This window comes from Streptomyces sp. NPDC048600 (genome assembly GCF_055587025.1).
Genome location: NZ_JBVJGZ010000015.1, coordinates 194742 through 207533 on the forward strand (window position 1 = coordinate 194742; position 12792 = coordinate 207533).

The 12792-nt window shown below is 69.9% G+C and carries 12 protein-coding genes; 9 read left to right on the top strand and 3 right to left on the bottom strand.

Going from position 1 to position 12792, the window contains the following annotated elements:
• The first annotated feature begins 255 nt into the window (after nt 1-255).
• Entirely contained in the window at nt 256-1797 is a 1542-nt protein-coding gene (locus ACZ6SQ_RS21645) for an outer membrane protein assembly factor BamB family protein (protein ID WP_469564452.1), read from the top strand.
• A 51-nt stretch (nt 1798-1848) separates the two neighbouring features.
• On the opposite strand, the gene ACZ6SQ_RS21650 is transcribed toward ACZ6SQ_RS21645, so the two are convergent.
• The gene (locus ACZ6SQ_RS21650; protein WP_386377950.1) at nt 1849-2130 is read right to left on the bottom strand and encodes a DUF397 domain-containing protein; all 282 of its coding nucleotides are present in this window, start codon (nt 2128-2130) and stop codon (nt 1849-1851) included.
• 269 nt (nt 2131-2399) lie between these two features.
• Between ACZ6SQ_RS21650 and rpsO the strand changes: the two genes are divergently transcribed.
• From rpsO to ACZ6SQ_RS21675, 5 genes are all read left to right on the top strand, one after another.
• Nucleotides 2400-2687, top strand: a complete 288-nt coding sequence (gene rpsO, locus ACZ6SQ_RS21655; RefSeq protein ID WP_386377949.1) for a 30S ribosomal protein S15 — start codon at nt 2400-2402, stop codon at nt 2685-2687.
• 322 nt (nt 2688-3009) lie between these two features.
• Nucleotides 3010-5226, top strand: coding sequence for a polyribonucleotide nucleotidyltransferase (locus ACZ6SQ_RS21660; RefSeq protein WP_469564455.1), 2217 nt, complete (start codon nt 3010-3012; stop codon nt 5224-5226).
• Nucleotides 5223-6602 carry a M16 family metallopeptidase gene (locus ACZ6SQ_RS21665; protein WP_469564458.1) on the top strand — a complete coding sequence of 460 codons (1380 nt, stop codon included), beginning with the start codon at nt 5223-5225 and terminating at the stop codon, nt 6600-6602. Before ACZ6SQ_RS21660 ends, ACZ6SQ_RS21665 begins: the two co-directional genes overlap by 4 nt.
• Nucleotides 6603-6645: 43 nt before the next feature.
• Nucleotides 6646-7398, top strand: coding sequence for a 4-hydroxy-tetrahydrodipicolinate reductase (gene dapB, locus ACZ6SQ_RS21670; RefSeq protein WP_386387606.1), 753 nt, complete (start codon nt 6646-6648; stop codon nt 7396-7398).
• Between the two features lie 10 nt (nt 7399-7408).
• Nucleotides 7409-7864, top strand: coding sequence for a hypothetical protein (locus tag ACZ6SQ_RS21675; protein ID WP_469564462.1), 456 nt, complete (start codon nt 7409-7411; stop codon nt 7862-7864).
• Nucleotides 7865-7945: 81 nt separating this feature from the next.
• Here the strand turns inward: ACZ6SQ_RS21675 and ACZ6SQ_RS21680 are convergent, their stop codons facing one another.
• Together ACZ6SQ_RS21680 and ACZ6SQ_RS21685 are read right to left on the bottom strand one after the other, a co-directional pair.
• The gene (locus tag ACZ6SQ_RS21680; RefSeq protein ID WP_469564464.1) at nt 7946-8500 is read right to left on the bottom strand and encodes a hypothetical protein; all 555 of its coding nucleotides are present in this window, start codon (nt 8498-8500) and stop codon (nt 7946-7948) included.
• 91 nt (nt 8501-8591) lie between these two features.
• A complete protein-coding gene (locus tag ACZ6SQ_RS21685) occupies nt 8592-8777 on the bottom strand; it encodes a hypothetical protein (protein WP_469564467.1) in 186 nt (61 codons plus the stop codon).
• A 192-nt stretch (nt 8778-8969) separates the two neighbouring features.
• On the opposite strand from ACZ6SQ_RS21685, the gene thyX reads away from it, so the two are divergent.
• The 3 genes from thyX to ACZ6SQ_RS21700 all read left to right on the top strand — a co-directional run bounded on the left by thyX (nt 8970) and on the right by ACZ6SQ_RS21700 (nt 12666).
• Complete coding sequence (gene thyX, locus ACZ6SQ_RS21690) at nt 8970-9710, top strand: FAD-dependent thymidylate synthase (protein WP_469564469.1); 741 nt, start codon at nt 8970-8972, stop codon at nt 9708-9710.
• A gap of 210 nt (nt 9711-9920) precedes the next feature.
• Nucleotides 9921-10820: a 4-hydroxy-tetrahydrodipicolinate synthase gene (gene dapA / locus ACZ6SQ_RS21695; protein ID WP_469564472.1), complete on the top strand. Its 900-nt coding sequence runs from the start codon at nt 9921-9923 to the stop codon at nt 10818-10820.
• Between the two features lie 160 nt (nt 10821-10980).
• Nucleotides 10981-12666 (top strand): ribonuclease J, encoded by a 1686-nt coding sequence (locus ACZ6SQ_RS21700; protein ID WP_469564475.1) that lies wholly within the window; start codon nt 10981-10983, stop codon nt 12664-12666.
• Nucleotides 12667-12792 lie beyond the last annotated feature (126 nt).

Here is a 12792-nt window from a genome sequence, read left to right on the forward strand (position 1 = left end):
CCTGAGCACCCGACCACTGCGTCACAGCCTGCCCACCGATTCCGTACCCACCCCGGGGCACAGTGGACGAACCCGGTGAACAAAGCGGTCGATATACGTGAACTTCCCGAACATCCCGAACTTCCCCGACCTGCACCGGTATTGGGCCCCGAGCCGCCGTACCCGACCCGTTCCGGCCACCGGGAGGCGGCATAGTAGGGGATTGATCATCCCCCGCCCGCCTCCCCAACCACCCATAGAAAAGGACCTTTTCGCGTGAGCTTCGGCCCACCCCCGTCCATCTACACACAATCCGCACTGACCGCGGAGCAGCAGCAGGGCAGGCGCCGCAGGAAGCGCCTGCTCGGCGGTCTCTCCGTCGTCCTGGTCCTGGCGCTCTCCGTGGGCGGCTGGCTCGTTCTGCGCAGCGGTGACGGCCCCGGGCCCGACGACGCCAAGGCGGCGGCCGCCACGGGCGGGGGCCGGCTCGACGTGCGCGAGACGGTCGAGAAACGGCCCGCCAACCAGCGCGGCGTCATGGGCTTCCGCTTCTCCGCCGACGACATGGCACCCGGCGAGCGCCACGAGATGCCCGGCACCTGGGCCACCGACAAGATCCTGGCCAGGGGCATCAACCGCACCCTGATCGGGTTCGGCATCGGCAAGGACGTGGCCGTCGGCGAGGAGGAGTGGAAGCTGCGCCTCGACGGCCCGATCTGCGGCGTCACCCGCGACGTGACCGGCGAGAACCGTACGGCCGTACTGTCCCGGGAGAGCGAGGACGCGGCCGCGCTGTGCAACCAGGTCGTCTTCGTCGACCTGGACGACGGCAAGAAGGTCTGGCAGCGCGAGGCCCCGGTCTCCAAGCTCGGCACCGGCAAGGGCAGCCCGAAGGAGAGCGGCGGCAGCCAGGACACGCCGGGCGTCGCCCTCACCCACGGCACCGTGGCCGTCACCTGGGGCGGCGGCACCGACGCCTTCGCCATGGACACCGGCAAGCCCCGCTGGAGCGTCGAGTCCGACTCCGCCGACAAGTGCGAGCACCACGGCGCCGTCGGCGGAACCGGCCTGGTCGTGCGCCTCCAGTGCTGGACCGGCGACACGTACGACAGCCTCACCTACAAGGTGCGCGGGCTCGACCCGGACACGGGCGCGACCCGGTGGACGTACAAGCTGGACGCCGGCATCCAGGACGTGCGCGTGCTGTCGACCGAGCCAGCGGTGCTGGCCGTCGCGGCCGCCGACATCGGCATCACGCACATCCTCGCCCTCGACGAGAAGGGCAAGCACCGCACCACCATCACGCTGGCCAAGGACGCCTACGTCGCCGAGTGCGCCAGCGAGACGGATCTGCTCGCCACCGGCGACTGCCCGACCGTCGTGGTCGGCGACGGCCAGGTCTTCCTCACCACCTCCGAGCAGGGCGACACGATCCACAACTACAACTGGATCGTCGGCTTCGACCTGAAGACCGGGCGGACGACGGAGAAGTTCGAGTCGGGCCGCAACGCCCTGCTGCACCCGCTGCGGATGAGTGGCGGCAAGCTCCTGGCCCTGCGCGACAGCAGCGACCACATCACGCCCATGGGCCTGGTCTCCCTGGACCCGCGCACCGGCGGGGAGACGACGTATCTCTACTTCGACCTGCCCACCGAGGGCTGGACGCTCACCTCGACGGAACTGGCCGACATCGTCGTCGAGAGCGGCCGCATCTTCTTCGCGGCTAAGTCCGCCAGCGCCCCCGACAACGGGGACGGCAGCAAGTCCTGGGTCTGGCTGACCGTCGGCATCGAACCCGACGCGGCCCGCAAGAGGTAACCGCGCACGGGGCGGGGAGCGGCTGCTCCCCGCCCCGCACGCGCGCGTGCCTCAGCCCTCGCCCGGAGCCGGCTCCAGATCGAACTCCCCGTCGCGTGCCCCCAGCACGAAGGCCCGCCACTCCGCCTCCGTGTAGCGCAGCACGGTCGCGTGGTCGAGCGACGAGCGCATGGCGACCGCGCCGTCGGGCAGATACGCGATCTCCACACGCTCCTCGTGACCCTCGGTGCCCGGCGCGCTGTGCCACTCGACGCCGGAGATGTCGAGGGCGTACAGCTCGTCGCGCTCGCGCTCCTTGCGTGCCTTCACGGCCGCGTCCACTTCCTCCGCCATGCCGAGGCGCCCCTTTCCGACGTGCCTGTGATCCCGCAGGTCACCCTAGTGGCCGTACGCGCGCGTGGAGGGCTGTTCCCGGCCCCCGGCACAGGGGCCCGCCGTCGGCTGGTACCCTGAGTGACGGCCGTTTGTGTACGCGCCCCCGGAGTCCCCGCAGGACCCTGGAGGCCGCGCCCAGCGGATCCCCGCCTCCCGAGTAACGGAAGCTCCCCCGAGACAAAGACCGGGGGCACTCGGTGGCCGTTCGAAGACTACGAGGAGTACGCGTGCCGCTCGACGCCGCTACGAAGAAGCAGATCATCAGCGAGTTCGGTCAGAAGGAGGGCGACACCGGCTCCCCCGAGGTCCAGGTCGCCATGCTCTCGCGTCGGATCTCCGACCTGACCGAGCACCTCAAGGCCCACAAGCACGACCACCACTCCCGCCGTGGTCTGCTGATCCTGGTCGGTCAGCGCCGTCGCCTCCTGCAGTACCTGGCGAAGAAGGACATCCAGCGCTTCCGTGCGCTGGTCGACCGCCTGGGCATCCGCCGCGGTGCGGCGGGCGCCAAGTAAGACGCCTCGAAGGGAGCGGTTCCCGGAAAGATCGGGACCGCTCCCTTTGCCGTACGTGCGGAAACGTGCGGACTGTCACCACCCCTTTGTAGTGTGGTAGCACAACGCAATACGGACGCACAGCACCAAGAAGTAGACGCACAGCACGAAAATGAAGAGGAGAAGCGCACCAAGCCGCCGCCGGTCCTCGGTAGTGGCCCCCGGGGGGAAGCGAGCCCCGGGTGCTTCGATCGAAGACCGGCCCGCACCGCACGGAGCGCTTCTCCACCATCGTCCCCCTGCCACACGGGCAGCCCGGGACGAAGACGAGGAGAAATTGCTGGTGGAGAACGAGACCCACTACGCCGAGGCCGTCATCGACAACGGCTCCTTCGGCACCCGCACCATTCGCTTCGAGACGGGCCGCCTGGCCAAGCAGGCCGCCGGCTCCGCCGTCGCGTACCTGGACGACGACACCATGGTGCTGTCGGCCACCACGGCTTCCAAGAACCCCAAGGACCAGCTCGACTTCTTCCCCCTCACGGTGGACGTCGAGGAGCGGATGTACGCCGCCGGCAAGATCCCCGGCAGCTTCTTCCGCCGTGAGGGCCGTCCCTCCGAGGACGCCATCCTCACCTGCCGTCTGATCGACCGCCCGCTGCGCCCGTCCTTCCGCAAGGGCCTGCGCAACGAGATCCAGGTCGTCGCGACGGTCATGGCCCTCAACCCCGACCACCTGTACGACGTCGTGGCGATCAACGCCGCGTCCGCGTCCACGCAGCTGGCCGGTCTGCCCTTCTCCGGCCCGATCGGCGGCGTCCGCGTCGCGCTGATCCGCGGCCAGTGGGTGGCCTTCCCGACGCACACCGAGCTCGAGGACGCCGTCTTCGACATGGTCGTCGCGGGCCGCGTCCTGGAGGACGGCGACGTCGCGATCATGATGGTCGAGGCCGAGGCCACCGACAAGACCATCCAGCTGGTCGAGGGCGGCGCCGAGGCGCCGACCGAGGAGGTCGTCGCCGCCGGTCTGGACGCCGCGAAGCCCTTCATCAAGGTGCTCTGCAAGGCCCAGGCCGACCTCGCCGCCAAGGCCGCGAAGCCGACCGGCGAGTTCCCCGTGTTCCTCGACTACCAGGACGACGTCCTGGAGGCGCTGTCCGCCGCCGTCCGCCCGGAGCTGACCTCCGCGCTGACCATCGCGGGCAAGCAGGACCGCGAGGCCGAGCTGGACCGCGTCAAGGCGCTCGCCGCCGAGAAGCTCCTGCCGGAGTTCGAGGGCCGCGAGAAGGAGATCTCCGCCGCGTACCGCTCCCTGACCAAGCAGCTCGTCCGCGAGCGCGTGATCAAGGAGAAGAAGCGCATCGACGGCCGTGGCGTCACGGACATCCGTACGCTCGCCGCCGAGGTCGAGGCCATCCCGCGCGTGCACGGCTCGGCGCTGTTCGAGCGTGGCGAGACCCAGATCCTGGGCGTCACCACCCTCAACATGCTCCGCATGGAGCAGCAGCTGGACACCCTCTCCCCGGTGACCCGCAAGCGCTACATGCACAACTACAACTTCCCGCCGTACTCCGTCGGCGAGACCGGCCGCGTCGGTTCGCCGAAGCGCCGCGAGATCGGCCACGGCGCGCTCGCCGAGCGCGCGATCGTGCCGGTCCTGCCGACCCGCGAGGAGTTCCCCTACGCGATCCGTCAGGTGTCCGAGGCCCTCGGCTCCAACGGCTCGACGTCCATGGGCTCGGTCTGCGCCTCCACCATGTCGCTGCTGAACGCCGGTGTGCCCCTGAAGGCCCCCGTCGCCGGTATCGCCATGGGCCTGATCTCCCAGGAGATCAACGGCGAGACGCACTACGTCGCCCTCACCGACATCCTCGGTGCGGAGGACGCCTTCGGTGACATGGACTTCAAGGTCGCCGGCACCAAGGAGTTCGTGACCGCCCTCCAGCTCGACACCAAGCTGGACGGCATCCCGGCCTCGGTCCTCGCCGCCGCCCTGAAGCAGGCCCGCGACGCCCGTCTCCACATCCTCGACGTGATGATGGAGGCCATCGACCGGCCCGACGAGATGTCCCCCAACGCGCCGCGGATCATCACCGTGAAGATCCCGGTCGACAAGATCGGTGAGGTCATCGGCCCCAAGGGCAAGATGATCAACCAGATCCAGGAGGACACGGGCGCCGAGATCACGATCGAGGACGACGGCACCATCTACATCGGTGCCTCCGACGGCCCGGCCGCCGAGGCCGCCCGCGCCACGATCAACGGCATCGCCAACCCGACCATGCCCGAGGTCGGCGAGCGCTACCTGGGCACGGTCGTGAAGACGACCACCTTCGGCGCGTTCGTCTCCCTGCTGCCCGGCAAGGACGGTCTGCTGCACATCTCGCAGATCCGCAAGCTGGCCGGCGGCAAGCGCGTGGAGAACGTCGAGGACGTCCTCGGTGTGGGCCAGAAGGTCCAGGTCGAGATCGCCGAGATCGACTCCCGCGGCAAGCTCTCCCTCATCCCCGTGATCGAGGGCGAGGAAGGTTCTGACGACAAGGACGACACCGACAAGTGACGTCTCGTAGCACCACGGCGACGGCCCGCACCTCTTCGGAGGCGCGGGCCGTCGCCCGTACCCAAACCCTGATCAAGGGCGTCAACGGCATCGGCACGGTGCGTAAGACGACCCTGCCCGGCGGCCTGCGCATCGTCACCGAGACGCTGCCCTCGGTGCGCTCGGCGACCTTCGGCATCTGGGCCCACGTCGGCTCCCGCGACGAGACCCCGGCACTGAACGGCGCCACGCACTACCTGGAGCATCTGCTCTTCAAGGGCACCACCCGGCGCAGCGCCCTGGACATCTCCTCCGCGCTCGACGCCGTCGGCGGCGAGATGAACGCCTTCACGGCCAAGGAGTACACCTGCTACTACGCGCGTGTGCTCGACACGGACCTCCCGCTCGCCATAGACGTGGTCTGCGACATGCTGACCGGCTCCCTCATCCTGGAGGAGGACGTCAACGTCGAGCGGGGCGCGATCCTCGAAGAGATCGCCATGACCGAGGACGACCCGGGCGACTGTGTGCACGACCTGTTCGCGCACACCATGTTCGGCGACAACCCCCTCGGCCGCCCGGTCCTCGGCACGGTCGACACGGTCAACGCCCTCAGCGCCGACCGCATCCGCCGCTTCTACAAGAAGCACTACGACCCCACGCACCTGGTCGTGGCCTGCGCCGGCAACATCGACCACAACAAGGTCGTACGACAGGTCCGCGCGGCCTTCGAGAAGGCGGGCGCCCTCAAGAACACCGACGCACGGCCCATCGCCCCGCGCGACGGCCACCGCACCCTGCGCACCGCGGGCCGCGTCGAACTCCTCGGCCGCAAGACCGAGCAGGCCCACGTCGTCCTCGGCATGCCGGGCCTGGCCCGCACCGACGACCGCCGCTGGGCCCTCGGCGTGCTCAACACCGCCCTCGGCGGCGGCATGTCCTCCCGGCTGTTCCAGGAGGTCCGCGAGAAGCGCGGCCTGGCCTACAGCGTGTACTCCTACACGTCCGGCTTCGCCGACTGCGGCCTGTTCGGCGTCTACGCCGGCTGCCGCCCCTCGCAGGTGCACGACGTGCTGAAGATCTGCCGCGACGAACTCGACCACGTCGCCCGGCACGGTCTGACCGACGAGGAGATCGAGCGCGCCATCGGCCAGCTGCGCGGCTCCACCGTCCTCGGCCTGGAGGACACCGGCGCGCTGATGAACCGCATCGGCAAGAGCGAGCTGTGCTGGGGGGAGCAGATGTCGGTCGACGACATGCTCGCCCGGATCGCCGCGGTGACCCCGGACGACGTCCGCGACATAGCCGGCGCCATCCTGGGACAGCGGCCCTCGCTGTCGGTCATCGGCCCGCTCAAGGACAAGCAGGCGGCCCGACTGCACGACGCCGTCGCCTGACCCCGTCCGCCTCCGGAACATCCGACGTTAGGAAGCAACTGAGATGAGCAAGCTGCGCGTGGCGGTCCTCGGCGCCAAGGGCCGTATCGGCTCCGAGGCGGTACGGGCGGTCGAGGCCGCCGAGGACATGGAGCTGGTCGCCGCCCTCGGCCGCGGCGACAAGCTGGAGACCCTCGCGGAGACCGGCGCCCAGGTCGCCGTCGAGCTGACCACGCCCGACTCGGTGATGGCCAACCTGGAGTACTGCGTCGGGCACGGCATCCACGCCGTCGTCGGTACGACGGGCTGGACCGAGGACCGCCTCGCCCGGCTGAACGGCTGGCTCGCCGACTCCCCGGCCACGGGTGTGCTGATCGCCCCGAACTTCTCCATCGGGGCCGTGCTGACCATGAAGTTCGCGCAGATCGCGGCGCCGTACTTCGAGTCGGTCGAGGTCGTCGAGCTGCACCACCCGAAGAAGGTCGACGCCCCCTCCGGGACCGCCACGCGCACCGCGCAGCTCATCGCCGAGGCCCGTGCCAAGGCGGGCACGGCACCGGCGCCGGACGCCACGGGGACCGGCCTGGAGGGCGCCCGGGGCGCGGACGTCGACGGCATCCCCGTCCACTCCGTGCGCCTGCGCGGCCTGCTGGCCCACCAGGAGGTCCTGCTCGGCGGCGAGGGCGAGACCCTCACCGTCCGCCACGACTCCCTGCACCACAGCAGCTTCATGCCGGGCATCCTGCTCGGCGCCCGCCGGGTGGTGACGACTCCGGGCCTGACCTTCGGCCTGGAGCACTTCCTGGACCTGGGCTGAGGACACACCGATGCGCGCGAAGATCTCCTACGCCGTCACGGCGGCCGTCCTGGTCGTCTACTTCGTCCTGGCCGGCAGCCGTGGCGTGATGCTGATCCGGTCCGGCACGCTCCTCACGGTCACCTTCGGCGTGGCGGTGCTGATCCTGCCGGTCATCGGCGTGTGGTTCCTGTGGAAGAACACCCAGTTCGTCCGCAGGGCCAACGCCCTCGCCGCCGAACTGGACGCCGAGGGCGGCCTGCCGGTGGACGAACTGCGGCGCACCCCCAGCGGCCGTGTCGACCGGGACTCCGCCGACGAGGTCTTCGCCCGCCGCAAGGCCGAGACGGAGGCCGCCCCCGAGGACTGGCGCAGCTGGTTCCGGCTGGCCGTCGCCTACCACGACGCCCGCGACACCCCGCGTGCCCGCAAGGCGATGCAGCGCGCCATCGCCCTGCACGACGGCCGCCCGGTCCAGGCGGTCTGAACGCCGTACACCGAAGGGGCCGGCCCGCGTCCACCGCGGGCCGGCCCCTTCACGTATGCGGGCCGGTGACGGCCGCCGGGCTCAGCCCCGCCGGTACTCCGCGGCCCACGCCTCGATGGTGTCGGCCGCGCGGTCGAAGGCCTCGAAGCGGCCGAGGAAGTCCGCGTTGTGCGTGGTCATCAGCGGCGGCAGATCGGAGGCGGCCCGGTCCCGCAGCGTGGGCAGCAGGGCCTGGCCCTGCACGGTGCGGGGCAGGCCGAGCCAGCGCACCGGTTGCTGCGCCGTACGCATCGCGGTCACCCGGTCCCAGCCGGTCGTGCGGGTGACGAAGAAGCTCACCTGGCGCAGCCCGCGGGCACTCACCCAGACGCCCATCCGCAGCAGCCGCAGCGCGCCGACGATGATCGCCAGCGCGAGGCCGAAGACGACGCCGGCCCCGCCGAACGTCCCGGTCAGCGCGATGATGACCCCCGCGAACAGCACGAACGAGGCGAGCATCAGGCAGATCGCGGCCGCGCCGACCCGCCAGGGACCGGGCCGGTAGGGGCGCCGCCAGCGGTCGCGGTCGTCGAAGGGCAGCGCGACGTCGTCAGCCGCCTCGAAGGCACGGTCGGCCGTCAGGAAGGGCAGGGGCACGGCTGGTCCTCACTCGATCCACGCAGGGGCAGTGCCCGGTGAGGCTATCGACCCCGGTCCACCCCCACCACCCTCGGGGGTCCGGATGGGGTCAGCGGGCCGGTGCGGCCTGGGACTGCTGTGTCCCGTCGGCGTGTTCGGTCGACAGCGCCGGCATACCGAGGACCAGGGCGCCCACCGGCGCGCCGACGATCGTGGCCCCCAGCAGCCAGCGCCCGGCTGTCTCCCGGACCGAGGCCCGCTCCCGGGCCGGGGGAGCGACATCGCTGTGGAACATCGGGGTGTGGTTCCTTTCGGGGCAGTTCGAACGAATCATGCTCACCGGGACAGACGAGCGAGAGCGTCAAAAGGTGCCTGCTTCCCCGCAATTCGCCGAACTCATCCCGGACCGGTACCGAACGTCCGGCTGTCGGTGCGGAGCCGTAGAGTGGGCGCCGCCCAGCGAAGTGATGGAAGGACCCTCCGAGCCGTGACCGACACCCCCGCCGACGATCTCAAGCCCAGCTTCCGCAGCGACGTCACCGTCGAGCTGGTCAAGCACAGCGCGGCCGACTCCGACGTGCTGTGGGCCGCCCGTGTCTCCACCGCCGGCGAACAGTCCCTGGACGAGCTCAAGAAGGACCCCGAGCGCTCCAAGGGCCTGATCAACTACCTGATGCGGGACCGGCACGGCAGCCCGTTCGAGCACAACTCGATGACCTTCTTCATCAGCGCCCCGATCTTCGTGTTCCGCGAGTTCATGCGGCACCGCGTGGGCTGGTCCTACAACGAGGAGAGCGGGCGCTACAGGGAGCTCGAGCCCGTCTTCTACGTCCCCGACGCGGCCCGCAAGCTGGTCCAGGAGGGCCGTCCGGGCAAGTACCGGTTCGTCGAGGGCACCGCGGCCCAGCAGGAGCTCACCGGCCGCGTCATGGAGGACTCGTACCGCCAGGCCTACGAGGCCTACCAGGAGATGCTCGCCGCCGGCGTCGCCCGTGAGGTCGCCCGGGCCGTGCTCCCCGTCGGCCTGTTCTCCTCGATGTACGCCACGTGCAACGCCCGCTCGCTGATGCACTTCCTCGGCCTGCGCACCCAGCACGAGCTGGCCAAGGTGCCGTCCTTCCCCCAGCGGGAGATCGAGATGGTGGGCGAGAAGATGGAAGCCGAGTGGCAGCAGCTGATGCCGCTCACCCACGCGGCCTTCAACGCCAACGGCCGCGTGGCCCCGTAAGGCACACGGTTTCCCCGTCCGGCACAGGTGTACGGATCAGCCGCGCGAAGTGTCCGTATTGCGGCATTTAGCGAAGTTCATCTAGCCTGATCAAACGGACCCGGCACTGCTTGAACCCCCGAGCAGGCAGTGCCGGGCTCCGCCTTTGTCATGACTTTTCGCTCCCCCCGAGGGCAGACCGCGCCTTGAGCAACGAGTAGCGTGTAACCCATGGCTCCGACCTCCACTCCGCAGACCCCCTTCGGGCGGGTCCTCACCGCCATGGTCACGCCGTTCACGGCGGACGGCGCACTCGACCTCGACGGCGCACAGCGGCTCGCAACCCACCTGGTGGACGCAGGCAACGACGGCCTGATCATCAACGGCACCACCGGCGAGTCCCCGACCACCAGCGACGCGGAGAAATCGGACCTCGTACGAGCCGTACTGGAGGCGGTCGGCGACCGCGCCCACATCGTGGCCGGAGTCGGCACCAACGACACCCACCACAGCGTCGAGCTGGCCAAGGCCGCCGAGAAGACCGGCGCCCACGGCCTCCTGGTCGTCACCCCGTACTACAACAAGCCCCCGCAGGAGGGCCTGTACCGCCACTTCACGGCCGTCGCCGACGCCGCCGAGCTGCCGGTCATGCTCTACGACATCCCCGGCCGCAGCGGCGTCCCGATCGACACCGAGACGCTCGTCCGCCTCGCCCAGCACCCGAGGATCGTCGCCAACAAGGACGCCAAGGGCGACCTCGGCCGCGCCAGCTGGGCCATCGCCCGCTCCGGCCTCGCCTGGTACTCCGGCGACGACATGCTCAACCTGCCCCTGCTCTCGGTGGGCGCCGTCGGCTTCGTCTCCGTCGTGGGCCACGTCGTCACCCCCGACCTGCGCGCCCTGGTCGAGGCGTACACCTCGGGTGATGTGCAGAAGGCCACGGAGATCCACCAGAAGCTGCTCCCCGTCTACACCGGCATGTTCCGCACCCAGGGCGTCATGACCACCAAGGCCGCGCTCGCCCTCCAGGGCCTGCCCGCCGGTCCGCTGCGCGCCCCCATGGTGGAGTGCTCGCCGGAAGAGGTGGCCCAGCTCAAGATCGATCTTGCCGCCGGCGGGGTACAGCTCTGACAACGGACTTCGCGGAACCGCACACCGCGCAAAGACTTCACAACTGAACAGCGGGGCCACCGGTGCCCGCACCCACCTTGCAACGACAACTGCTTCTGCACGAACGTCACGCGCGCCACGTGCCTCACCGGTACGTGGCGTGCGTGGTGAGGAGAGTCTTTTGAGTCATCCGCACCCTGAACTCAGCGCGCCCCCGCCGCTTCCCGAAGGCGGCCTGCGGGTCACCCCGCTCGGCGGCCTCGGCGAGATCGGCCGCAACATGACGGTCTTCGAGTACGGCGGCCGCCTGTTGATCGTCGACTGCGGCGTGCTCTTCCCCGAGGAGGAGCAGCCCGGAATCGACCTGATCCTGCCGGACTTCTCGTCCATCCGGGACCGCCTCGACGACATCGAGGGCATCGTCCTGACCCATGGCCACGAGGACCACATCGGCGGTGTGCCCTTCCTGCTGCGCGAGAAGCCGGACATCCCGCTGATCGGCTCCAAGCTGACCCTCGCCCTGATCGAGGCCAAGCTCCAGGAGCACCGCATCCGCCCCTACACCCTCGAGGTGGCCGAGGGGCAGCGCGAGCGCGTCGGCCCCTTCGACTGCGAGTTCATCGCGGTCAACCACTCCATCCCGGACGCCCTGGCCGTCGCGATCCGCACCCCGGCCGGCATGGTGGTCCACACGGGTGACTTCAAGATGGACCAGCTCCCGCTGGACAGCCGCCTCACGGACCTGCACGCCTTCGCACGGCTGAGCGAGGAGGGCATCGACCTCCTGCTCAGCGACTCGACGAACGCCGAGGTCCCGGGATTCGTCCCGCCCGAGCGCGACATCTCGAACGTCCTGCGTCAGGTCTTCGCCAACGCCCACAAGCGGATCATCGTGGCGAGCTTCGCCAGCCACGTCCACCGCATCCAGCAGATCCTGGACGCCGCCCACGAGTACGGCCGCCGTGTCGCCTTCGTGGGCCGCTCGATGGTCCGCAACATGGGCATCGCCCGTGACCTGGGCTATCTCAAGGTCCCGCCGGGCCTGGTCGTGGACGTCAAGACGCTCGACGACCTCCCGGACCACCAGGTCGTACTGGTCTGCACGGGCTCCCAGGGCGAGCCGATGGCCGCCCTGTCCCGCATGGCCAACCGCGACCACCAGATCCGGATCGTCGACGGCGACACGGTCATCCTCGCCTCGTCGCTCATCCCCGGCAACGAGAACGCGGTCTACCGCGTGATCAACGGCCTCACCCGCTGGGGTGCCAACGTCGTCCACAAGGGCAACGCCAAGGTCCATGTCTCGGGCCACGCCTCGGCCGGCGAGCTGCTGTACTTCTACAACATCTGCCGCCCGAAGAACCTGATGCCGGTCCACGGCGAATGGCGTCACCTGCGGGCGAACGCCGAGCTGGGAGCCATGACCGGCGTTCCGCACGACAGGATCGTCATCGCCGAGGACGGCATCGCCGTCGACCTCATCGAGGGCAAGGCCAAGATCTCGGGCAAGGTCCAGGCGGGTTACGTCTACGTCGACGGCCTCTCCGTCGGCGACGTGGGCGAGCCGGCCCTGAAGGACCGCAAGATCCTCGGCGACGAGGGCATCATCTCGGTGTTCGTGGTGGTCGACTCGTCCACCGGCAAGATCACCGGCGGCCCGCACATCCAGGCCCGTGGTTCCGGCATCGAGGACTCCGCCTTCGGGGACGTCATCCCGAAGATCACGGAGATCCTGGAGCGCTCGGCCCAGGACGGCGTGGTGGAGCCCCACCAGCTCCAGCAGCTGATCCGCCGGACCCTCGGCAAGTGGGTCTCCGACACCTATCGGCGCAGGCCGATGATCCTCCCGGTCGTCGTCGAGGTCTGACCCCGACGTCCCACCGGACGCGCCAACCCGGAGCGGGGGGGGGGGGGGGGGGGGGGGGGGGGGGGGGGGGGGGAAGGCTGTGCGGGCCCCCCAAAGGGGAAAGGAGAAGGGAGTATGTGTGGAACG